Source organism: Shewanella sp. MBTL60-112-B2, assembly GCF_019655055.1.
Lineage (GTDB): Bacteria > Pseudomonadota > Gammaproteobacteria > Enterobacterales > Shewanellaceae > Shewanella.
In genome coordinates this window covers 118,458-142,596 of record NZ_BPFA01000005.1, presented here as the reverse complement: position 1 = coordinate 142,596, position 24,139 = coordinate 118,458, and the positions used below count along the sequence as shown (strand labels likewise).

The 24,139-nt window shown below is 46.2% G+C and carries 16 protein-coding genes; 13 read left to right on the top strand and 3 right to left on the bottom strand.

Features of this window, described 5'->3' with window-relative positions:
- Positions 1–89 precede the first annotated feature (89 nt).
- The 8 genes from rng (at position 90) to K5Q73_RS04750 (ending at position 13,065) form a co-directional block, all read left to right on the top strand.
- The gene (rng, locus tag K5Q73_RS04785) at positions 90–1,556 is read left to right on the top strand and encodes a ribonuclease G (RefSeq protein WP_374706808.1); all 1,467 of its coding nucleotides are present in this window, start codon (positions 90–92) and stop codon (positions 1,554–1,556) included.
- The gene (locus tag K5Q73_RS04780) at positions 1,556–5,881 is read left to right on the top strand and encodes a YhdP family protein (RefSeq protein ID WP_220761987.1); all 4,326 of its coding nucleotides are present in this window, start codon (positions 1,556–1,558) and stop codon (positions 5,879–5,881) included. The genes rng and K5Q73_RS04780 overlap by 1 nt, the downstream gene beginning before the upstream one ends.
- Positions 5,805–6,641, top strand: coding sequence for a carbon-nitrogen hydrolase family protein (locus K5Q73_RS04775; RefSeq protein ID WP_220761986.1), 837 nt, complete (start codon positions 5,805–5,807; stop codon positions 6,639–6,641). Before K5Q73_RS04780 ends, K5Q73_RS04775 begins: the two co-directional genes overlap by 77 nt.
- Positions 6,642–6,742: 101 nt before the next feature.
- Positions 6,743–8,191 (top strand): metalloprotease TldD, encoded by a 1,449-nt coding sequence (tldD, locus tag K5Q73_RS04770; RefSeq protein ID WP_220761985.1) that lies wholly within the window; start codon positions 6,743–6,745, stop codon positions 8,189–8,191.
- Between the two features lie 200 nt (positions 8,192–8,391).
- On the top strand, positions 8,392–9,783 hold the full coding sequence (locus K5Q73_RS04765) for a TolC family protein (protein WP_259650769.1): 1,392 nt from the start codon (positions 8,392–8,394) through the stop codon (positions 9,781–9,783).
- Positions 9,773–10,744 carry an HlyD family secretion protein gene (locus K5Q73_RS04760; protein ID WP_220761983.1) on the top strand — a complete coding sequence of 324 codons (972 nt, stop codon included), beginning with the start codon at positions 9,773–9,775 and terminating at the stop codon, positions 10,742–10,744. The genes K5Q73_RS04765 and K5Q73_RS04760 overlap by 11 nt, the downstream gene beginning before the upstream one ends.
- Positions 10,745–10,763: 19 nt before the next feature.
- Complete coding sequence (locus K5Q73_RS04755; protein WP_220761982.1) at positions 10,764–11,927, top strand: ABC transporter permease; 1,164 nt, start codon at positions 10,764–10,766, stop codon at positions 11,925–11,927.
- A gap of 1 nt (position 11,928) precedes the next feature.
- A complete protein-coding gene (locus K5Q73_RS04750) occupies positions 11,929–13,065 on the top strand; it encodes an ABC transporter permease (protein WP_220761981.1) in 1,137 nt (378 codons plus the stop codon).
- Positions 13,066–13,329: 264 nt separating this feature from the next.
- Here K5Q73_RS04750 and K5Q73_RS04745 read toward each other — a convergent pair whose 3' ends face one another.
- Together K5Q73_RS04745 and yjgA are read right to left on the bottom strand one after the other, a co-directional pair.
- Positions 13,330–15,876, bottom strand: coding sequence for an Ig-like domain-containing protein (locus tag K5Q73_RS04745; RefSeq protein WP_220761980.1), 2,547 nt, complete (start codon positions 15,874–15,876; stop codon positions 13,330–13,332).
- 157 nt (positions 15,877–16,033) lie between these two features.
- On the bottom strand, positions 16,034–16,576 hold the full coding sequence (gene yjgA / locus K5Q73_RS04740) for a ribosome biogenesis factor YjgA (RefSeq protein ID WP_220761979.1): 543 nt from the start codon (positions 16,574–16,576) through the stop codon (positions 16,034–16,036).
- A 207-nt stretch (positions 16,577–16,783) separates the two neighbouring features.
- Here yjgA and pmbA point away from each other — a divergent pair, with 207 nt between their 5' ends.
- Complete coding sequence (pmbA, locus tag K5Q73_RS04735) at positions 16,784–18,124, top strand: metalloprotease PmbA (protein WP_220761978.1); 1,341 nt, start codon at positions 16,784–16,786, stop codon at positions 18,122–18,124.
- Between the two features lie 60 nt (positions 18,125–18,184).
- Here pmbA and K5Q73_RS04730 read toward each other — a convergent pair whose 3' ends face one another.
- Positions 18,185–19,468, bottom strand: coding sequence for an alpha/beta fold hydrolase (locus K5Q73_RS04730; RefSeq protein ID WP_259650768.1), 1,284 nt, complete (start codon positions 19,466–19,468; stop codon positions 18,185–18,187).
- Between the two features lie 198 nt (positions 19,469–19,666).
- Between K5Q73_RS04730 and K5Q73_RS04725 the strand changes: the two genes are divergently transcribed.
- The 4 genes from K5Q73_RS04725 (at position 19,667) to arsJ (ending at position 24,062) form a co-directional block, all read left to right on the top strand.
- Positions 19,667–20,011: a metalloregulator ArsR/SmtB family transcription factor gene (locus K5Q73_RS04725; RefSeq protein WP_220761977.1), complete on the top strand. Its 345-nt coding sequence runs from the start codon at positions 19,667–19,669 to the stop codon at positions 20,009–20,011.
- A gap of 45 nt (positions 20,012–20,056) precedes the next feature.
- Positions 20,057–21,091: an ACR3 family arsenite efflux transporter gene (gene arsB / locus K5Q73_RS04720; RefSeq protein ID WP_220761976.1), complete on the top strand. Its 1,035-nt coding sequence runs from the start codon at positions 20,057–20,059 to the stop codon at positions 21,089–21,091.
- Between the two features lie 150 nt (positions 21,092–21,241).
- Positions 21,242–22,252, top strand: a complete 1,011-nt coding sequence (locus K5Q73_RS04715; RefSeq protein WP_220761975.1) for an ArsJ-associated glyceraldehyde-3-phosphate dehydrogenase — start codon at positions 21,242–21,244, stop codon at positions 22,250–22,252.
- A gap of 595 nt (positions 22,253–22,847) precedes the next feature.
- Complete coding sequence (gene arsJ, locus K5Q73_RS04710; protein WP_220761974.1) at positions 22,848–24,062, top strand: organoarsenical effux MFS transporter ArsJ; 1,215 nt, start codon at positions 22,848–22,850, stop codon at positions 24,060–24,062.
- The last annotated feature ends 77 nt before the right edge of the window (positions 24,063–24,139 follow it).

The following is a 24,139-nucleotide window of genomic DNA, read 5'->3' as shown; positions in this document are numbered from 1 at the left end:
ACGCCAAATCCTTTTTAAATTAGCTATTTCCCTAAGTGGGGTGAGTTGTGAGTAGAAGTCGATTCGCGCAAAACAGAGTACAGAAAAAAATAGGCTCTGAACTGTTAATCAATGTAACACCAACTGAAGCTCGAGTTGCCCTAGTTGAGCATGGTGTTTTACAGGAAGTCCATATTGAACGCCGCATGAAGCGAGGTTTAGTTGGCAATATCTATAAGGGTAAAGTCAGTCGTGTTTTGCCTGGTATGCAGGCCGCTTTTGTTGATATTGGTTTAGATAAAGCCGCATTTTTACACGCATCCGATATCGTGCCGCACACAGAATGTGTTGCCGATGTTGAAAAAGGCAATTTTGTGGTGCGTGATATTGCTCAGCTGGTAAGGCAAGGGCAAGACATCATGGTGCAGGTGGTTAAAGATCCACTGGGTACTAAGGGTGCGCGCTTAACTACAGATATCACCCTACCTTCTCGTTATTTAGTCTTTATGCCCGGTTCTAGTCATGTTGGCGTTTCTCAGCGCATTGAGTCTGAATCTGTACGTGCACGCCTGAAGAAAATTACTCAGCCATTTGTCGATGACGATGGTGGCTTTATCATCCGTACCGCTGCAGAAAGTGCCGGCGAAGATGAGTTAGTGCAAGATGCAGGCTTTTTAAGACGGGTATGGGCTAAAGTGAGTGAGCGTCGTAAGCGTCGCGGTGTATCTTTGCTATATCAAGACCTCGCCTTACCTGTGCGTATTGTGCGTGACTTCGTGGGAACAGAGCTGGATCAGATCCAAGTGGACTCTGCGCAAACCTACGAAGAGTTACAGCAGTTTGCCCAAGAGTTTATGCCGGAGATCGCAGATAAACTTGAGCATTACAATGGTCCGATCCCGATTTTCGATCTGTATGATGTCGAAAATGAAGTGCAACGTGCACTCGGTCGTAAAGTAGAGCTTAAGTCTGGTGGCTATTTGATCATAGATCAAACCGAGGCCATGACTACGGTCGATATTAATACCGGCGCATTTGTTGGTCATCGTAATCTTGAAGAAACCATCTTTAACACCAACCTCGAAGCCACTCACGCGATTGCTCGTCAGTTACGCTTACGTAATTTAGGTGGCATTATCATTATCGACTTTATCGATATGCTTAATGGCGAACATAAAAAGCGTGTGTTAGCGAGTTTAGAAGGCGCCTTGGCTCACGATCGTGTTAAAACCAATATCAGTGGTTTTTCCGGTTTAGGTTTAGTGGAGATGACTCGCAAGCGTACTCGCGAGAGTTTAGAGCATGTCCTTTGCGGAGAGTGCCCATCTTGCCAAGGTACAGGTAGCTTAAAGACGGTTGAAACGGTTTCATACGAGATCTTCAGAGAGATCATTCGCTTAAATCGTGGCTATGATGCCGATGAGTTTTTAGTTTATTGTTCGCCTACTGTGTATCAAAGCCTAAAGGGTGATGAGAGCCACCTGCTCGGCGAGCTAGAAGTTTATATCGGTAAGCGAGTTAGGCTGCAGAGTGAACCTATGTACGCGCAAAACAAATTCGATGTGGTGATAATGTAGTGCCACCAGATACCTGTGCGCCTAAAAAGCGCTCCTTTAATTTGACACGTTTTTGCTGGCAATTTCTCGCCATTATTCTAGTGTTATTTGCGCTAATGGTTAGCCTTTTTAGGGGCTTGTTACCTCAGTTGGATCAGGTCCGTATGGAGCTGATTGCATTTGTGGAAGCTGAATATCGAGTCGAAGTCGAAGTCGGTCAGCTTGCGGCTGAGTGGCAGGCCTATGGGCCAGCCTTAACGGTTAAAAACTTCGTCTTGCCCGCGCAGGACAATCTCCCTGTGACTCTGCTTTTTGAGCGAGTGCACGTGAAGCTTGATTTCTGGCAGACATTAATTACCGCGACGCCACAGATTGAAGATGTCATCTTTGATGGCGTGAATGTTGCCTTAGATCTTGATCGATTAAAGGCACTTGAGCCTCGGGAGTCTAACAGCAAGTTACAAACTGACTGGCTCTATCAGTTACTGCTTGAGCAGTTAGATCGTTTCTCAATAACCGATGCTAGGTTTCAGCTTCTGAGTAAAGATCACGATTATCGTCCCATCTATATTAAAGATATGAAGTGGCGTAATACTAGTGGTCGTCACCGTGGCGAGGGCAAATTGTTTCTCGACCAAGATGCCTCTGAAGTCGAGCAGCTCGCACTTAGCGTAGATGTGAAAGGCAGTGGTTATCGTCCTGAATCACTGGTCGGTCAGTTTTATCTAGCCGCTCGCTCTCTCGATATAGGCGAATGGGCCTCAAGACAGCCGAACCCTTACGATACTAGCAAGCGTTTGCCTCTAGAAGGCGTGGTTAACCTACAAGCTTGGGTTGGCTTTTCTAATCGGATGTTTGATGGTGCGACAGTAGAGTTTCAGCCAAGCTGGCTGGAATGGTTCTTAAATGGTGAGCCACAGCAGTTTACCATCGAGTCCGGCGCCGTATCCTGGAAACCTAACGAGCAGGGTTGGTTATTAGCCAGCCAGGATCTTAACTTTTCAACCAATGAGCAGCCTTGGCCAAAGGCTCAGCTGCTTGCGAGGCAGAATAAGCAAGGGATCGATGCCAGCCTTAATCAACTTGAGCTGAGCAGCTTGTTGCCACTCTTGCCTTTGATCCCTGGCGTCGAGCTCGACGGACTTAATACTTGGCAGTCTTTAAAGCCTGTCGGTAAGGTTACCGAGCTGCGAGCCCATTGGAAATCTTTACTTGAGCAGCCACAAGTCGTATTAAATTTAGAGCAGATCTCCTGGCAGGCGAGTGGCGCTATTGCAGGTTTGAAGCCAGTCGATGCCAGCTTGAGAATGTTTAATGATTCACTCAGTTTTGAATTGCCACAGCAGCAGTACACTATCGACTTTAATGGTGGTTTTGCTGAGCCTCTTCAGTTTAACGGGGATGCATTAACTGGTGATTTTAACTTTAGCGACTTAGCACTCTCTCTGCCTAAGGTGCATTTTAGTAATTCAGATCTCGATATTGACGCAGTTGTGCGTCTAGAGTTTGCCGATGCAGCACATATGGCATTACTGGCCAATATCGATATCCATGATGTTGCCAAGGCTCATCTTTATTTCCCACTGAAAGGCATGAGCAATGATCTGGTCATTTACCTCACCGAGGCGTTAAAGTCTGGTAAAACCGATGACGCTCTCGTGATATGGCACGGTGCTTTTAGCAATTACCCCTATGCTCAACATGATGGTATTTTTCAAGCTGGCTTTACTCTGGCTGAAGCCGAGTTTGAGTTTCAAAATACCTGGCCTGCGGTAGATAAACTTAACCTTTCTGCACTCTTTGAAAACGATTCCATGGATCTATGGGTAAACCAAGGGCAGTTACTCGATGTTAAAGCCGATGGAGCTTATATCGGTATTCCGGCCCTGGGAGAAAAGAGTCTACTGACAGTGAAAGCCGATCTTGCTACCAAAGCCGAAGCAGCCAATGAAGTGATCCAACAATCGCCCTTGGTAGACTCAGTCGGTGCCACGCTAGATGTGGTGCAAATAGCAGGTGATATTACTGGCCAAATCGATTTAAGCATCCCTCTTTATGATGGTGAGTCTGAAGTGATTAAGGGGACGGTTAACTTTAAAGATACCCCCGTCTACATCACAGAGCCTGGCATCGCGCTAGAGAAACTCACGGGGCAAATTCAGTTTATTAATGATGTGGTAACGGGGACAGATCTCAATGCCATCATGTATAAGCAACCGTTGCAGCTAAGTTTTAATAGCCAAAGCATGAACCAGAATTACGGTGTGGATGTGAGTCTGAAAGGGCAATGGCAGCTCGCTGATTTACCTGCAGAGCTCGATAATCCGTTGAGCGAGTATTATTCGGGTGAGGCCGATTGGTCTGGCGATCTTACCTTGATTTTCGATCCCATAGGTTATCGAGTTCAAGCTCGAGTGGAAACCGATCTTATTGGCACCGAGCTTAATCTTCCAGCCCCTTTTGCTAAGCAGCAAGATGAAGCTAAGCAGCTGGTGGCCGAGCTGATTGGTGACAATAAGCAGGCCTCTCTAGGTATAAAGCTTGATAAGCAGTTAGAGTTTTGGGGCGGTTTCGATGCCGACTCAGGCAATGCTCTGTCGCATTTTGATCTTCTTTTAGGCCGTTTATTTAAGCCTGGAGATCAGCTACGCAAAACCCAAGGTCACTTACAGATCGATCTTGATAGCACTGAGTTTTCTCCTTGGCTGCCAATCATTCAAGGCTTTGTTAGCCAAAGTGATGTCACCAAGCTGGTGACAGATACTAGCGAACAAGAGAAGGCTGCATTCTTTCCACCTTTAGTGTCGATCGATGCCGAGTTTAATCAATTTGATTTCATGGGGCAGCCACTCGAGGATATGGTATTTAGCGCGGCGCCAACTGAACATGCTTGGCGTTTCGACGTGACTTCACAGCAGTTTGATGGTCGGATTGATTTTTATCCTGACTGGGTCAATCAGGGCTTAAAACTGGTGGCGAGTAAATTCCATATGGCACCTACAATGCGGAGTGAAGAAAATGCGCATTATAAGTCAGATACCATTATGGCTAACTTGCCTCCGTTAGCTGTCGATGTCGATGATTTCTCTCTTTATGGTCGCTCCTTAGGCCACTTGGTACTGCAAGGTACGCCAAAGGGGGAATCCTATCAGATCCAGACAGTGTCTTTGACGACAGCAAACGTTGAGCTTAAGGGACACGGTGATTGGGATATGAGTGAGGGCAAGAATTTGACCTCATTTAAGCTCAACTTAGATGCTAGCAAATTTGACTATCTTTCTGAGCAGTTAGGTATCGATCCTGGACTTAAGAATGCGCCAACAGAGGTCAAAGCCGAGATCTCTTGGACTGGAGCACCTTATGCGTTTTCGCTTGAGACACTTAATGGTGACGTGAGCTTCGAGCTAGGTAAGGGTCACTTATCTGAAGTCAGCGATAAGGGAGCGCGCATTTTCTCGCTATTTAGTTTAGATTCATTGTTAAGAAAGCTGTCATTAGATTTTTCCGACGTCTTTGGTAAAGGCCTCTACTTCGATTCATTTCACGGCACCTTAAAGTTAGATAATGGCGTGGTAAAAACTACGGATACCGAGATGAAGGCGGTAGCAGGCAATATGCGAGTGCGGGGTTATACCGACTTGACTACTGAGAGCCTTAATTATGATATTCGCTTTGTCCCGCAGCTTGCCTCGAGTGTGCCAACTGTTGTCTTGCTCAGTACCGGTGGTTGGACATTTGGTTTAGGTGCATTTGCACTGACTAAGGTGCTAGAGCCTGTGATTGAGGTGATTTCAGAGATCCGCTTTAGACTCACAGGTACCATGTCAGAGCCTAAGCTAGAAGAGCTAGAGCGTAAGAGCAAAGAGATTGAGATCCCTGAGTCAGTCCTGCCTAAGAAGGCCGTAGAGCCTGGCAGTCAGCAAGTGCCTGTTGGGCCGCAAGCCGTAGGGGATACAGCTACAGGTGAAAGCGTTAAAGCTGAGCTTAAGAATGACGCAGGGGCTACTGTTGAGTCAAAGGTTGTAGATGGCAAAGATGTGCTGGGATCTGGAGTCGAGCTTCAGGCGATCACGCATGTGAAAACTAATTTTGTTGAAAGTCGCAAGGAGCCTGCAAAGTTAACAGTGGTTGAGAGTCAGCCGAGCGAGCAGGTAGAGCAGAGTAAGACCGAGGCCGAGTCGTCACTTAGTGAGTCATCATTGGGTGAGTTACCATTGAGTGAATCGTTATTGAACGAGACATCGGACGGGAAACTAAAGGGAGATGTAGATGCAAGTCAGCCTACTGCAATGTCAAAGCAGCCGCAGCGTATCGGACAATCTAGCGTTTATCGAGTCGCAGCTTAAGGTATTACCGCGTCATAGCGATGAGCCACAACTGGTAGTTTTGCCGGAGTGTTGCCTGCTATTCGGCGGGCATGAAAGCCAGCAACTGCAATATGCAACCGATGCCGAGCAAAGTCCGCTAAAGCAGGCATTATCAGAGTTAGCGAAACGCTACCTAGTGGTGCTAGTGGCTGGGAGTATTCCCATTTTGGCCGAAGATGGTCGGGTCTATAATCGCTGTTATGTGTTTGACGTCGACGGTAGCATATTGGGCCAGTACGATAAGCTACACCTGTTCGATGTTGAGGTAACAGATGGCACTAAACAGTATCGTGAGAGCGATGCGTTCTGCCCTGGTGAGCAGATAGTTGTCGTTAATACACCTATGGGTAAATTGGGGCTGGCAATCTGTTATGACATACGTTTTCCCGACCTTTTTAGAGCTCTACGAGAAGCTGGTGCCGAGCTTATTGCCGTTCCCGCCGCATTCACTAAGGTAACGGGAGAAGCCCATTGGCAGGTGCTATTACAGGCCCGAGCTATCGAAACCCAATGCTTTATTTTAGGTGCAGCCCAATGGGGACTTCACAACGGTGGTAGCCGAGAGACCTGGGGGCAAAGTATGATTGTTAGCCCGTGGGGAGAGGTTCTCGCGCAAAAGCAACAAGGAACCGGCTGGTTGCAAGCGGAGGTTGAGCTGCAAAGCTTGCAAGATATCCGCACTAAAATGCCGGTGATGACGCATAATCGATTTGTGCAACCTGCGCTTAAGTCGAACTGACTCGGCTTAAATCGAACCATGAATTTAAGGTACGTTGAGACTCACAGAGTGAGACTCGGTTTACCGAAATGTATTATCGAATCAATATGAAGAGAGAAGAGATGCCATTTTTAACTCAAGTTGGACAGAGCTTATTGCAAGATGGGCTAGCAATAGATGATCTACAAAGCTATTTAAAGCGTATCCATAAGCATCAAATTGACTTCTCAGACCTTTATTTTCAAGGCAGCCGTCATGAATCTTGGGTACTAGAAGATGGCATCGTTAAAGACGGTAGTTTTCATATTGAACGTGGCGTGGGTGTTCGCGCCATTACTGGTGAGAAAACCGGTTTTGCTTACGCTGACGAAATTACCCCTGCGGCACTAGAGGCTGCGGCGACAGCGGCGCGTGGTATTGCCCTTGTTGGTGGTGAAGGTAAAGTTAATGCTTGGAAGCAGCAACAGAGCAAGGCGCTCTATATTAGTTCAGATCCTATTGCCGCGATGGAAGAGGTGAAGAAAATTGAACTGCTTAAGCAGGCCGATGTGTATATTCGTAGCCTAGACAGCCGCATTATTCAGGTTGTAGTGAGCCTGTCTGGTGTCCATGAAGAGATTTTAGTTGCAGCGAGTGACGGGACTTTAGCGGCAGATATTCGTCCGTTAGTACGTTTTAACTGTAGCGTGATTTTAGAAGAAGATGGCAAGCGTGAACGCGGTGCTTCAGGTGGCGGCGGACGTCACGATTACAGCGTGTTGATAGAAGACGGCGACGATGGTTTGCCATATTGCTTTGCCTTCGCCCGTGAAGCAGTGCGTCAAGCACAAGTGAATTTACAAGCTATCGATGCGCCAGCAGGCGAAATGCCAGTGGTACTCGGTGCTGGTTGGCCTGGTGTGCTACTACACGAAGCTGTAGGTCACGGCCTAGAAGGTGACTTCAACCGTAAAGGTAGCAGTGCTTTTAGTGGCAAAGTCGGTCAGCAGGTGGCGTCAGAGTTAGTGACCGTAGTTGACGATGGCACCATAGCTAATCGCCGTGGTTCATTATCTATCGATGATGAAGGTGTACCAACACAGAAGACGGTATTGATCGAAAACGGTATCTTGAAAGGTTATATGCAAGACAAGCTCAATGCACGCTTGATGGGTCAGCAGTCTACAGGTAATGGTCGTCGTGAGTCTTATGCTCACCTTCCAATGCCGCGTATGACCAATACCTATATGGAAGCGGGTGAGTCTGATCCTGCAGAGATCATTAAATCGGTTAAAAAAGGTGTGTACGCACCTAACTTTGGCGGCGGTCAGGTCGATATTACTTCGGGTAAGTTTGTGTTCTCTGCGTCAGAAGCCTACTTAATCGAAAATGGCGAGATCACTCAGCCGATTAAGGGCGCAACCCTGATTGGCAATGGTCCAGAGTCGATGAGCCAGATCTCTATGGTCGGTAATGATCTAGCGCTGGATAAGGGCGTGGGAGTTTGTGGTAAAGATGGTCAAAGCGTGCCAGTGGGTGTTGGTCAGCCAACTTTGAAGCTGGATAAGTTAACCGTTGGCGGTACGGCTTAATTGCTGACAGCTTAAGTACTCGCTTTACTTGCGAGTGCTTTTTAGCAAACCCGTTCATACTCTATATTGAGCGGTGTAAAGCAAAAAAATTAATATAGTCTAGGATTTAGCGATAGGAGTTCCGTCTAAATCCTAGCTTGCTACATATAGCAATGATAGTATTTACCAATGGAATTAGAGTAAAAGCTCTAGAGGTGCTAATGAAACGTTTGCTGTGTGCGATTTTACTTACATTGCCGATAACGGCCCAAGCTAAAACGATGGCGTTTGACGAGGCATGGCAGCAGCTGACCAAAGTCAGCGATAAATTGCAAGCGGGGGCTCAAGAAGTTAACCGCGCAGAAGCTGAACGCGAAGCCGGTGAAGATATGAATCTACCGTCGATTAACTTGACCGGTAGCTACACTCGCTTAGAAAAACCAATTGAGTTGGATCTGCGCGATCTCAATCCTTTAGCCTCACTTGATCCCGCTACTTTGCCACCAGCGCTTGGCGGAGCACTGGCCGGGATCCCTGGCTCCTTGTTTGTGACACCTTTCACTGAGCAAGATATTTTCCGCTCTAGTTTACAAGCTATGTGGCCTATCTACACCGGCGGCAAAATTTCGGCGGCTCAAGGGATCCATGAGGCTGAAGTTGCCGAGAAAGAGCAAGAACTTAAGCTGACAACTCGCGAGCTATTTCTGCAGTTAGTCGATCGCTATTACGCGGTTGAAGTCACCCAAGCACTGGTGAATACTCAGGCTGAGCTGGTTGATTCACTGACCTTACACGCCTCCCATGCACAAAAACTGGAACAGCAAGGGCAAATCGCTAAAGTAGAGCGTCTCAACGCTCAAGTGGTATTAGAAAATGCTCGCGTTAGTTATGGTAGCGCGAAACGTCAATCTGAAATGGCGATGATTGCTCTATCACGTATGTTACATGAAAGAGAAGTGAACACCACATCGCCGCTATTTATGCTAAATAGCTCTCCCTCATTACCGCAGTTATCCCAGCTCACGATGAAGCAACACCCTGCATTAAAACTGCTTGAGGCAAAAGAAGCCCAAGCTCAAGGTTTAGTGGACGTTGAAAAGGGTAGCTACCTGCCAACGGTATTCCTCTACGGTAATTACACCTTGTATGAAGATGACAGCCTGTTTGCCCAAATCGAACCTGATTGGATGCTAGGGGTTGGCTTTACTATGCCGTTACTTAGCCGAGATGGTCGCAGTGGCAAGGTCGAAGCGGCGCAAAGTGCGTTACTACAAGCCAGATACACCAAAGCACAAACTCAACAAGATCTGAACTTACTGCTCGATCAAAGTTATCGGCAGATGCTGCAAGCTCAAGAGGAGGTGTTGTCACTCAATACTTCTTTGAGCTTAGCTGAAGAGAACAAACGTTTGCGAGATATTGCGTTTAAGCAAGGATTGTCGACCTCAATCGAAAAGGTGGATGCGGAGCTCAAGCTTAATGCGGTTGAGACGCAGCAATTAGGCGCACAATATCGCTATGTACAAGCATACGCAAGACTCATGGCCATCAGTGGTCAGCTAGATGAATTTATTGGAAGAAGTATTAAGCAAGGGGAAACTAATGCGTACTAACCGTATTTTAGCCGCAGCGGCATTAATCATATTAGTTGGTGCCTTAGTATATGGCCTAATCCTAGCTTACACGCCTAAGCCGCAGTTACTGCAAGGGCAAATTGAAGCGCGTGAATATAACGTCTCGTCTAAAGTACCTGGACGCGTAGAGGAAGTGCTTGTTAGACGTGGTGACAAGGTTAATGAGGGGGATCTGCTTTTCGCTATTAACAGCCCAGAGCTCAAAGCGAAATTGATGCAAGCTGAGGGCGGACGTGATGCAGCAGTTGCAATGCAAAAAGAGGCTGATAACGGTGCTCGAAAGCAGCAAATTGCAGCAGCAAAAGAAGAGTGGTTAAAGGCGCAAGCAGCTGCCAAGTTATATCGAACCACTTATGAGCGTTTAGAGGTGTTGTTTAACGAAGGCGTGCTCGCTAGGCAAAAGCGTGATGAAGCCTTTACTCAATGGCAAGCAGCCAAGTATACCGAGCAAGCTGCACTGGCTATGTACCAGATGGCTGATGAAGGTGCACGTGTTGAAACTAAGGCTGCCGCAGCGGGTAATGCGCGTATGGCCGAAGGCGCGGTTAACGAAGTTTCAGCGATTCTTGCGGATAGCCAAATGCGCTCACCTAAAACAGGTGAAATAAGCGAAGTACTACTGCAAGCGGGTGAGTTGGCACCAAGTGGCTTCCCTGTGGTCAGTTTGATCGACATGAGTGATGCTTGGGCTGTGTTCCAAGTGCGTGAAGATCTGTTAAAGCAGTTTAAGCAAGGTGATGTGCTCAAGTTGACCATTCCTGCTCTAGAGCGTGAAGTTGAATTCAAAGTCACCAATATTGCTGTGATGGGCGATTTTGCGACGTGGCGTTCGACTGAGAGCGGTCATGACTTCGATATGCGTACATTTGAAGTGGAGCTGCGTCCGAATGAAACCATAGCAGACTTAAGAGTGGGGATGTCGATCCTGTTCACGCTTTAAGTGATATGAGGTTAAGGCTTTGATAAAAGCGCTTAAAAGAGAATTCATCGCCCTGCAAGATGATCCCTGGCAGTTGGCGTTAATCAGTTATATTCCACTGCTGAGTATTATTGGCTTATGGTTGCTGTTCAGTGCAGGCTTGCCAAGGCAGCTACCTGTCGCAGTAGTGGATCTGGATAACAGCCAAGTGAGCCGATCTTTGGCACGTCAATTACAAGCTAACCCAGTGACTAAACCTGTAAGTTATAGCGAGCTTTCAAGTGCAGAAGCGGCAATGAAGCAAGGAGAAGTGTATGCCTTGCTGGTCTTGCCTTATGGCCTTAACCGCGATTTGCTGACTGCTAAAACGCCAATTATTGATATCCGTTATAACAGTCAATTCCTGCTGGTGGGTAAGCTATTATCAAGCCAGCTATTGGCCACTATGGCCGATGGCCTTAAACCGCTTGGAGAGCTAAAACTGCTTGCCTCTGGGGTTATGCCAGAGCGGGTTGCAGTTAACCTAAGTCCGGTCAGTAGCCAAACAACGGCGCTATTTAATCGTAATACTAATTATGTGGGCTTCTTAGTGCCTCCGGTGTTGATTGCGCTATTGCAGCTTTTAGCCATGATGGTATTTGCTAATAGCCTTAATCGGGAACTGCGCTGGAATACCACTCAACAGTGGTATGAGCTTGGGTTGTGGAAAGTGATTGCAGCTAAGGTGTTATTTTATACTCCGCTGGTATTGCTCCATGGTGGCTTTATTTTAGCGCTTATTTATCTGTTTCTTGAGCTTCCCATCGCAGGTAGCATAGCAGTGATCTTGTTGGCTCAAACCGTGATGTTATTGGCCGTTTGGTTGATGGTGCTCACCATCTTCTTTGCCTTAAAAGATAGCGCGAGAGTGATAAGTTTTTGTACCGCTATGTTTGCCCCTGCATTTGCCTTTATGGGGGTGACTTTCCCTGTGCATGAGATGCCTGTTGCCGCTCAGTGGTGGCGAGTCATTATGCCGACCAGTCATTATATTGAAACCCATATAGCGGTTGTCAGCTATGGCCAAGGACTGCTTGCTAGCCTAAGCCAAATGACTGGTTACTGGGGATTTTTGTTGCTGTTAATTCCAATCACGCTTTTAGCAAAGAAGGAGTTTCCGCTAAAAGAGGCGGGTAAACCAAGCGCTGTGGTAGGAGAGCAATAAGATGAGTTTGCTACAGTTAATCTGGTCTGAAATCAAAGCCGTTTTGGCGGATAAGACAATCGTCATTACCGTGTTTGGCGGGGTACTGTTTTATTCGATTCTTTACCCGCTGCCCTATCTTAATCAAGTGCCCACCGAGCAGCTGGTAGTGGTGATTGATCATGACCACTCTTCACTCAGTCGAAAACTTATTCGCGATGCCGAAGCTAGTCCTAAAATTAAGGTGATTGCACAGCTTGGCTCCATGGATGAAGCCAAGCATTGGATTGAGACTGGGCGTGCTCACGGTTTACTGGTTATTCCTGCTAACTTTAGACGAGACTTATTACTCGGCTCGGGAGTGACCCTAAGTTATGGCGGCGATGCCAGCTACTTCTTGATTTACTCAGCGGTTGTAGAGGGGCTTATTTCGGCAGGTTTAGACGTAGGCAAGGATATTCAGCGTATAGGCTTATTGGCTAAGGGAGAAAACGCGACGGCAGTTAAGCAAAGCCTTAACGTGGTTAAGCTCAATAGCATTCCAGCCTTCAACCCAAGCTTAGGTTATACGCCTTATGTGGTGCCGGGACTATTCCTGCTGATTTTGCATCAAACCTTGCTTATTGGCACCGGTATACTCGGGGCTAGTCAATGGCGAGCCGAAGGTTATTGGCATAGCGTTAGCCCACTTAAGTTAATATGTGGGCGTATGGCAGCCTTTATGTTTATCTACAGTCTGCTTAGCAGTTATTACGTGGGTTATTGTTACTATTGGTATGACGTTAGTCTGCAAGCCAGTTTAGGCCAGGTTTGGTTGTTAATGTTGCCATTTTTACTTGCAACCTGTGCTGCTGGTATTGCCTTTAGTAGCTTGTTTACCCGCCGCGATTTGCCCACCCAGGTTTTGCTGCTGATCTCTATGCCAATTCTGTTTGTGTCTGGCTTTGTGTGGCCGACGGCGCTTATTCCCGATGCTGTGGTCGCCATTTCACAAGTCGTGCCTGCAGTGCCTGGCATTATGGCGATGCTGGAGTTAAATCAAATGGGCGCTCCTTGGCAGAGCATTATGCCCCAGTGGGTGCAACTATGGGTGATGGCCGCTGTTTACTTCAGCTTAGCGTATTGGGGTGTATCAAAGCGATTAAAGCCGACAGCTTAATTAACGGCTCATCTTGATTTGACTTAATTTGACTTAATTTGATTTAGCAAGACGCCGTGAACTCATCCATGAGGGCTTAACCGCAGCATCCATGCTGCAGATACTTGCTCCCTCAATACCAAGCTGATCTTCATTGGACTGTAAGACTCATCGAATTAAATTGCTATTAGGCGATAGAATCAGATGAACTCGTGATGACTAAAAAGCCCGCAGTAACTTTAGTTACTGCGGGCTTTTTACTTCATGTTGAGATAAGTTGCAGGTTTATGTGCCGCTTAGCTCAACCATAAAGCCAATGCCTGATTCGACTGACTTTGGCGTTGTAACATCAATAGATATCGAGCTGCTTTTAGCTGGCTCGCCAACACTTGCCGGGTCTATGTCATTGGTGAGGGTAAAGCTTGTTACTGAGCCGTCTCTGCCATTACGATTAGGCACAGTAAAGGGGGATGCATCAAGCTCACCTTCGCTTGCTGTTGTGGCTAGTGTGGTTTGCGCGGGCATAATTTGATTTTTCTTATCAAAGAAACGTATTTCAAATGTGGCTGTGTCACCTGCAGCAATGGGGCTCGTGGTAATGTTATTGCGTGGTTTATTGGTATCAACCGTGCCATCTGGGTTCAACTCAGTGAAAATAACCACATCATTCTGAGTTATTTCAAAATAAGCATCAGAACCCGACATTGTCATTACTAGAGCTTTACGGATATAGGTCTTAGTTGCTTGTGAATCGCAAAGACTTTCGCATTGAGGGCCGTTAAAGAAGCCATCTGCTGCACTATATGGTTGATCAGGCTTGGTATTGAAATAGGGCTCACCTGAGTCATGTACGCCATTTTCATTATTATCTCTAAACGCATCGCCAAGGTCGCTAAAGCCACTCTCATGATAGGTTTCTCGGTCAAAACCATTACCTTTACAAGCTACCGCAGAGCCCTTGCTATCGACACAGGCAAGTGCAATCGCACCGCCATCTTTGGCATCAAATACATTATTGCCATTAGTATCAAAAAACGTCTCATGTCCTAGAGCATAAGCGAGCACTGTAATGCGGTGATCGGTTGGACGTGGCGTAGTAGAGCTCCATTCAACACTGCAACTGCCATCGACGATTAAGCAGCTAGGCTCAATTTGGCCACCTTCGGCAGTAAAGTTAATCGTAGTGTCATTAGGAGCTGGGTTACCAAAGCTGTCTGAAGCAAAAGCAGTGATAGTCGCCTTAACGTTATTAAAGTCACCGGCTTCAGGGTTAAATAGGCTGCTCGATAAGCCAAAACCTAACTGCTGTGGCAAACCTGTATTTATGGTGAGCTGCTCAGATTGACTAGTGACAGACTCATTATCAGCTGTTGCGGTGGCTAACACTCGCACCGGGGTAGGTACAGTTCCTGAAAGCACGGTTGCACTCACAAGACCGGCTGAGTTACTGGTGTTGCTGCTACTGGTGTCGTCATTGGCAAACTTGATCCCGCCTACAGCTGTATCGAGGGAAAAATCTACATCTTGCTGAGCGATAGGTTGGCCATTGGCATCGGCAACCTTAAAGGTGATAAGCGATGACTCGCTTGAACCTGTGCCGCCAGCCCCTTTAATGCGAATAGAAGTAGGTTCTGCAGAGATAAAGCTTAAGTTGGCTAACGTCTGGCTCGCCAGTGCAAAATCGAGTGTTGCCGATAACGTCTGGTTCCCCGCCACTACAGAAGCGATGATTTGATCATCACGCAAGCTATTGCCACTGCAGCTAGTGTTTTGGAAAGTTGAGCTAGCAGTACCTGACAGTGTGGTCACTGGTGAGTCGATGTTGGCGCTATTGCTTGATACACAACTAGAGCTGAAGTTTACGCTAGTTGGGGTTTGTAAGCGGGTGTAGCTGCCATCATCATTCTTAATGGCTAAATCGGCAGTCACACCGAAAGTACCGCCCGCACTGACGGTGTACTTATCTGCCTCTAAAGGTAAGGTTGTCGCCAGTTCATTCTCGGTAAAAGTGCTGCCATCAGCAGAGAAATGACCAATAACTATAATACCATCTTCACTGACGGCATCTTTTGCTAGCACTTCGTAGAGACCAGAGCTTTGGTAGATTTTACCATTATCTTCTAAGGTCACTGAGAAGTTAGCCGCGCCAAGATCGCTATCAGTAGGCGTATAGCTAACCTGCGCAATACCGTTTGCTTTGGTCAGTGCAGAGCCAGGGTTTAAGTTTGCACTACCCGCCGTGAAGCTCGCCATCTTGCCAGCTATGCCTTGGCCCTGCTCATCTAAAAATTGAGCTTGTAGCTGCACAGTTTCATCGGCTTTGAACTGAGTTACCACGTCAGCACCGTTGATGATGGCACTGTTTAAAGTGAACTTAGGTTCAGAGGGGGCTGTTGCTGAAGTGAATTCAAAATTCTTGACGGCATTAGTATTGCTTTCACCTTCGGCGAAACTTGCTGTTAAGGCTCCTGCTCCCTCTGCACCAGTAGGGTTGCTGATAATTACTTCAGCGAGGCCATTGGCGTTGGTGAGCTTGGTTGCAACAGAAAGCTCACCAATCGTTGCTGAGAAAGTGATGAGCTGGCCGCTACGGTTGCTGTTGTCTTGCTTTAAATGGGCAACGGCGCAAAAACTGCCATTGGCAGCAAAGCTGAGTGAGTCTGTTGGCTCAGCGCAGGCACCATTTTCAACGGTTTTATAACTTAATGAGAGGGTGTAGGTTCCGCCGTTGTCGGTATCACCATTGTCATCCGATGCGCCATTACAGCCACCGAGTAAAGAAAGACAGAATAAAGATAGGGGGAGGCTAGCCAGTTTTGAGGGCAGGCGCATTTGCATATTCCTTTGTGCTACAAATTTAACTGTAAGTTTAGGATGGGGCGCTTGCGTATTAAGCCTGGAAAGACCCATAAAAAAGCTCCCAAAGCCGTGTTATGACTTTGGGAGCTATTGTGTAGTTATATAGAAGTGATGTCTACATATGTAACGATTAATCTTTGATCTCGTTACGTAAATATTTACTTAATTCTTTAGCTGTCTTTGACGCTTCAATATCAGGGTTTTTCGTTAGCTCTTTTTTTGTCTGACGAATGTACTGACGAAGTTTTTGTCTATCAAATTCAGGGTGCTGCTCAATTAAGGCTTGTACTGCCGAATCACCTTCAGCTAATAGCTGATCGCGGGTCTTGTCAGCCACATTGGTTTTAGCACTTTCGTTGCTGTTTTGGTTCAGCACGTTCTTAATCGCTACTTCTAACTCTTCGAGATCAACATAACGCATTAGTTTACCAATGTACTGAATGTGACGACGGTGCGCTTCAGTATTAATTTTGATAGTTTTAGCTTTCAAAACATTATCATAAAGCGTTTCATCAAGATTTAGCTTCTGTACTTGAGTCTTACTAAGTGCAACTAATCTATTGCCATATTCTTGATAGATTGCGATTTCGCGTTTAGCGTCCGCTCTACTTTCGTAGTTCTCATCTTTGTCATAGGGCTGGTGGAAGTGTTCTGAGTCACCGACAATCTTCATATCTAAAAATCTCTTACAAATTCTGAGCTAATAATAACATCTATACTTGCTTATTTCCTTTCCTATTTTAGTCGTTGCGTAGGCCAAAGCGATGATTTGTTTATTGCTTGTCGTCGCGATTGTGCCTGTTGTAGAGGGATTATTTAATGTGATTGGTATTTGGGTTTGTTATGCTAGCGCTATTGCCGACAAATAAAGAGTAGATCTGTGTCTTCACATAGCATTGATATTGAATTAGATTCCTTGAAAGATGCCGTTTCTATGGCGCTGGAATATGCAAAAACATTAGGCACTTCTGGTGCCGAAGTTGCGATTAGTAAGCAGCAAGGCCTGTCTGTTTCGACTCGTATGAAAGAAGTTGAAACCGTTGAATTTAATAAAGATGGCGCATTGGGCATTACAGTCTTTAGAGATGGCTGTAAAGGTAGTTCGTCAACTTCAGATTTGAGTAAAGCTGCTATTGAGCAAGCTGTTAAAGCGGCTAACGATATTGCGCGTTTTACTTCTGCAGATGAATTTAATGGTTTGGCTGACAAGTCGTTGATGGCGACACAGTTCCCAGATCTTGATCTGTACCATCCACAAGATATCTCGCCTGATGAATTGACGCGTTTAGCTGTACTTGCTGAAGAAGCAGCACTAGATACTGATAAGCGGGTACAAATTTCTGATGGTGCTAGTGCTAACGCCCATTCAAGCGTTAAGGTATATGGTAATAGCCACGGCTTCCTCCATGGTTTTTGCAGTTCTCGCTATAGCTTAAGTTGTGTGGCGATTGGTGAGCATGAAGGCGGTATGCAGCGCGATTACGATTACACGGTAGCGCGTAAGTTTGATGAAATGCTGGCACCAGAGATGATTGGCCGTAAAGCGGCAGAGAAAACCGCGGGTCGATTAGGTGGACGTAAAATAGCTACCACACAACTGCCTGTGTTGTTTTCTCCTGAGATTGCTACAGGTTTAATCGGTCACTTAGTTGGTGCAATTAGCGGTGGTAGTTTATACCGTAAGTCGAGCTTCTTACTTGACGCGATCGACACGCAAGTCTTCCCAGATTGGTTCAGCATTGATGAAGATCCACTGTTGGTTGGTGCATTAGCAAGTGCAGCTTACGACAGCGAAGGCGTAGCCACCCAGTCGCGCAATATTATCGATAACGGCCGTTTGGCCACTTACCTAACGACAAGCTACTCAGCACGCAAGTTAGGTATTGCCAATACGGGGCACGCAGGTGGGATCTACAACTGGACCCTATCGACTACCGGCCAAACTTTCGATCAATTGGTCAAAGAGATGGGCACAGGGCTTATAGTCACAGAAGTGATGGGCCAAGGCGTGAATACGGTCACGGGTGATTACTCTCGTGGTGCTGCGGGCTTCTACGTCGAAAACGGAGTGATCTTATATCCAGTGGAAGAGATCACCATCGCCGGCAACCTTAAGGATATGTACCAGAATATCGTTGGCGTTGCTAAAGATCGCGATTTACGTTCATCGATCCGCACTGGCGGGATCTTAATGGATAAGATGAAGATCGCCGGTAACTAAGCCATTTGTTGAATATTTTAAAGGCTTCCTTGGGGAAGCCTTTTTTGTTGCTCGCCAGCTTTATCTAGCGGCATGCTGTTTCTCTGCTGTTAGCCAAAACTGATGTAGCACTTTAGCTAAGTTATCGTTACTTAAAATACTGACATGGTCTTCATTGAAGCCATATATGCGTTCGGCCTGCTGTTGTGCCGTGTCTCTTAGTTGGCTATCAAGGCTTATCACTCCGTCACTGCTCTTCTTATTGATAATACCACTGACTTTATAACCAAAAATAAGCTGGTGTGGTGGGCGGGTGAGGTCATCTCGATTCTTTGCAAGTGGCTCAGAGGAGCTATCAATAAATAGCGTGTTAATAAAGTCACTGTTTGGCGCTAGATTACGCCACGCTGGCATAACAACTGGGGCATAATCGACACCACTTTGCGCCGAATCAACGCCCGCAAATGGCGTCGATATAGAGCTAAAGCTGGCAATATCATCACAGCCAAGCTGATTGCGGCACAAATTTAAATAGGCCTGAGTGACCAGTCCTCCCATGCTGTGTGCGACTATGTGAAAAGTCTTAACGTCATAACGATAGTCGATGATCTTTATCAGGCTATTGAGCCCATTTGCTAATAGCTCGATAGACAAACCGCTCGGATAGTTCATGACCCAAACCTGGTACTTTTGCCTATCTAGTTTGGCGATAAGTGGCGCAAAATCCCGTGCAGTACCGTTCATACCATGAATAAAAAGTACTGGGATCTTGTTTGGATCGAAATCATCGATAAAGAAAATGCCGCTGTTGCCTTGCTTGAGGTGGGTTATGGGTTTCCACATGCCGAGTTCAGCTATTTCTCTATCAAACTGCGGAAAATCTAGGTCGGCAGGCTCACCTATCTTAGCAGGGCTGAAGTTCACATTGACTAAGTTGTTCAATGGCTTATCGACTAAGGCTTGCGGATAGTTGTCTTGGGAATTGCTCAGATACAGAAGCAGAGGGTTACTGGTGTCCTCGGGTAACAGGTTAATTGAGAATGCTTCACCGACTTGAAATCGTAGATCGTTATTGGTGTCGTTAAACGTAAAAAGATACTGGCTCTTAGTGTCGCCCGTTACAGTAATGTGCTGATTACCTATCACCACTTCATAGCCATCAATGGTGTCGGCATCTAGGCTTTGTAATTGCACCAAGACAAAAGATTCAGTCTCATGCTGCGACTCAATTGTGACTTGGTATTCGACATAGACACGGTTGAGCATATCGACTTCTTTCGCTAGATGACGAAAGTTAGCGCAGCCCGTGACGAGCATCATCAAGAGCATCAAGGTCACCATGAAAATTATTTTTAGCTTCTGCATGACGAAGTTGTTCCTTGCTGGGCTACGCCAATCTCATCTAAATCATATAGATAACTTAGCAGTATTTTTATTCAAGGGTTCAACATTTACCTATTTTTATCTGAAAACAATAAAGCTACTTGAATATATGAAAAAACATATATATTATTTTTCATATATTCTGTGTCCAGTAAATATTAAGTTTATCGAGAGATGATGATGACACCTTTAACTTTTTTTAAGGCGCTAGCTGATGATACGAGGCTCCGCAGCCTACTGCTTATTCAGGCTGAGTCAGAACTGTGTGTTTGTGAGTTAATGACCGCACTTGATGAGATCCAACCTAAGATCTCTCGTCATTTGGCGCAGCTGCGTAAGCTTGGTTTGTTAGTGGATAGACGTCAGGGGCAATGGGTTTTTTATCGTATTAACCCCGAGTTACCAGTGTGGGCAAATGAGATCTTACTGACTCTGGCAAAAGAGCAGGGGGAGATGATTGCCGATAACCTAAATAAGCTTCTACAGATGGGCTCTCGTCCAGAACGGACTAAAGTCTGCTGCTAATCGGCATCTTGTTTGACTATTTTTAATCATATTAGGCTACATACAATGGGTATTTTTGAACGTTATTTAAGTGTTTGGGTTGGTCTGGCTATTCTAGCTGGTGTGTTTCTGGGTAACTTAGCGCCAGACACATTTACAGTGATAGCTGGGCTTGAATATGCCCATGTAAATTTTGTCATTGCGGTACTGATTTGGGTGATGATTTACCCAATGATGGTGCAAATCGATTTCTCAGCCGTGAAAGATGTGGGTAAAAGCCCAAAAGGGTTAGTACTGACATTAGTGATTAATTGGTTGATTAAGCCCTTCACTATGGCTGCATTAGGCTGGCTATTCTTTAAGGTGTTCTTTGTTGATTTTGTCGACCCACAAACGGCGAGTGAATACATTGCGGGTATGATTTTACTGGGCGTAGCACCTTGTACTGCTATGGTTTTCGTCTGGAGCCAGCTGACTAAGGGCGATCCGAATTACACCTTAGTACAGGTCTCGGTAAATGATTTAATCATGGTTGTGGCATTTGCACCAATCACAGCATTGCTATTGGGCGTGAGTGATATTCAGGTGCCATGGGCGACCTTGTTATCATCAGTCGGCTTATATGTGGTATTGCCATTGATTGCAGGTGTTATCACCCGCTATATGCTGCAGAAAAAAGGCGACGATAGTCAGGTAAATGCATTTGTGGCTAAGCTGAAGCCTTGGTCTATGGTGGGACTGCTTGCCACTGTGGTGCTGCTATTTGGCTTTCAGGCAGAAACCATTATTGCTGAGCCACAAAATATAGCCCTGATTGCGATTCCGTTATTGATCCAAACTTACGGTATTTTCTTTATTGCATTTTATGCGGCTAAAAAGATGAAGCTTACTCATAAAGTGGCGGCGCCAGCTTGTATGATTGCGACATCAAACTTCTTTGAATTGGCGGTTGCAGTAGCTATTTCACTATTTGGCTTACACTCAGGAGCGGCATTAGCCACTGTAGTCGGAGTCTTGGTTGAAGTGCCGGTTATGCTGTCGTTAGTGGCGATCGCTAACCGCAGTCGCCATCTGTTTGCTGAAGATGAAGCAAGCAGTTAAGCAGTAGTCATTAAGGTGGCTAATAATGTAAGCATTAAGCGTAATATTTGCAGTATTAGCCGTGTAACGTGATGTATGTATTCTTAGTTGCACAAGGTAGATGTAAGCAACAACAGTTAACTTAAACTCAAAACAGATTAAGAGACGACTATGACAATCAAAATAGGTATCAACGGCTTCGGTAGAATGGGGCGTTTAGCGCTAAGATCGGCATGGCACAATGGCGATGTGGAATTTGTACAGATCAACGATCCAGCCGGCGATGCGGCAACATTGGCTCACTTGCTGACGTTCGATTCAATTCATGGTCGTTGGTCAGAGGAAGCAACGGCAGACGGCGATAATATCTTGATTGGTGCAAGCCGCATTGCCACTACGCGTAATAAAGCGATTGCCGATACGGATTGGTCAGATTGTGACGTGGTGATTGAAGCCTCTGGCGTGATGAAGACTAAAGCATTGTTACAAGCGTATTTAGACCAAGGCGTAAAACGTGTTGTGGTTACAGCGCCAGTGAAAGAAGAAGGCGTGCTCAATATCGTTATGGGGGTTAACCATGACCTTTATGACAAAGAACTTCATCCAATCGTTACGGCAGCTTCTTGTACCACTAACTGTTTGGCACCAGTTGTTAAAGTGATCCATGAAAAAATAGGTATTAAGCATGGGTCTATGACTACCATTCATGATATTACCAACACCCAGACTATCTTAGATGCGCCCCATAAAGATCTACGCCGCGCACGTGCCTGTGGTTTAAGTCTTATTCCTACAACAACGGGCAGTGCAACGGCGATTACGCATATCTTCCCTGAGCTAAAAGGAAAGTTAAATGGCCACGCAGTTCGCGTGCCATTGGCTAACGCCTCGATTACCGATTGTGTGTTTGAGCTAAATCGCGAAACTACCGAAGCCGAAGTGAACAGCCTGCTAAAAGCAGCAGCCGAGGGCGAGCTGAAAGGTATTCTTGGTTATGAGGAGCGTCCATTAGTCTCTGTGGATTATAAAACTGACCCGCGCTCGAGCATTATAGATGCGCCATCAACCATGGTGGTTAATGGTACCCAAGTGAAACTTTACGTGTGGTACGACAACGAATGGGGTTATGCCAATCGCACCGCTGAATTAGCCATTATGGTTGGTAAGTTGGATCAGGTTTAAATACAAGGGAAAAGCAGGACCTAGGAAAGGCAGGACGCTTCGCTTCTAGGTTCTAGGAAAAGCCGGAAAAGCCGGAAAAGCCGGAAAAGCCGGAAAAGCCGGAAAAGCTGAGACGGTTAAAGACTGAGCCTGTCTGCTGTTATAGCTTTTGACTTTGCTTTCCTAGCATCAGCAGATCCTAGGAAAAGCCGGAAAAGCTGAGATGAGTGGCCTGTGGCCTTACGGAACGTTCGCAGGTTCACTCACGGAACGCTTCGCTTACGGAAAAGAGAGTAGATTGACTGTTTGTTGGGCTTTAGCCCATCAAGCTAAGACTATGCAAGCTGGGACGGTTAAAGTCGGGAAAGCTGAGACGGTTAAAGACTGAGTCTGTCTGCTGTTATAGCTTTTGACTTTGCTTTCCTAGCAGCGCAGCGTTCTAGTAGTGGCACAGCCACGTCCTCGCATCCTAGGTCCTTTTTTAAGGTGGTTTGATCGTGCTAATAAAACTTCGTTCATTGCCTGATAGCGTAAGCAGTAGTTGATTGTTACTGGTGTCCTATTTGAGAGGGCATTTAGCTCTTTTTATTAATTCTGGGGTTTAAGGTGGTAAGCCGTGTTAGCAAAATATCGTTCTTTGCCTGAAAGTGTTAAGCAATATCTGCTGGTAACGGGTAACTACTGGGCATTCACGCTCACTGACGGCGCCTTGCGCATGCTGGTGGTGCTGCACTTTTATGATTTAGGTTATACACCGTTGGCGATTGCCATGCTGTTCCTGTTTTATGAAATTTTCGGTGTTGTCACTAACCTTGTCGGCGGCTGGCTCGGCGCAAGGCTAGGGCTCAATCGCACCATGAATATTGGTCTAGGTTTGCAGATAGTGGCTCTTTCGATGCTTTTGCTGCCAGCGGCTATGCTAACGGTCCCCTGGGTGATGGCGGCACAGGCGTTGTCGGGGATCGCTAAAGATCTGAATAAGATGAGTGCCAAGAGTGCAATTAAAACCTTAGTGCCGAAAGACGCCGAAGATAAACTTTTTCGCTGGGTAGCCATATTAACGGGCTCTAAGAATGCGCTAAAAGGGGCTGGATTCTTCTTAGGTGGCCTGTTGCTGTCTGTTGCAGGCTTTACTGGCGCAGTGGCAATAATGGCTGCAATGTTACTGATTGTTTGGCTTGGCAGTCTTGTGAGTTTGAAAGCTGACCTAGGTAAAGCTAAAACTAAACCTAAGTTTACAGAGATCTTTTCTAAGAGTGATAGCGTTAACATCCTCTCTGCTGCGCGGTTGTTTTTGTTTGCAGCCCGAGATGTGTGGTTTGTGATTGCACTTCCAGTGTTTCTTGCCAGCCAAATGGGCTGGGAACATAGCAGTGTCGGGGCATTTTTGGCTATTTGGGTTATTGCCTATGGCATGGTTCAGTCTATGGCGCCTTCTTTTACCGCAAGAAAGCGTGCACCCGATGGCAAGGTTGCCACGCTTTGGGTCGGCTTACTGACATTGGTGACCGCAATCTTGGGCGTGGTGATGTTTACTGGCTGGATCGCGCCACAATTGGCCTTGATTGTAGGCTTGATGATTTTTGGTGCCGTGTTTGCCATAAACTCTTCATTGCATAGTTATTTGATTGTCAGTTACGCCGGAGAGGATGGCGTATCACTGGATATTGGCTTCTATTATATGGCCAATGCTATGGGGCGCTTACTCGGTACTGTACTTTCAGGCTGGGTATATCAAGAGGCAGGGCTTGCGGCTTGTTTGTTTATTTCGGCTGCCATGTTGTTTGTGACCTTTGTTATCTCATTCAAATTACCTCGAACTCAAAGTTGATCGCTTCTATGTAGCCATGCTGTTTGTTACTTTTGTTATCTCGTTCAACTATAGTCGTTTAAATTAGCTCGAACTCA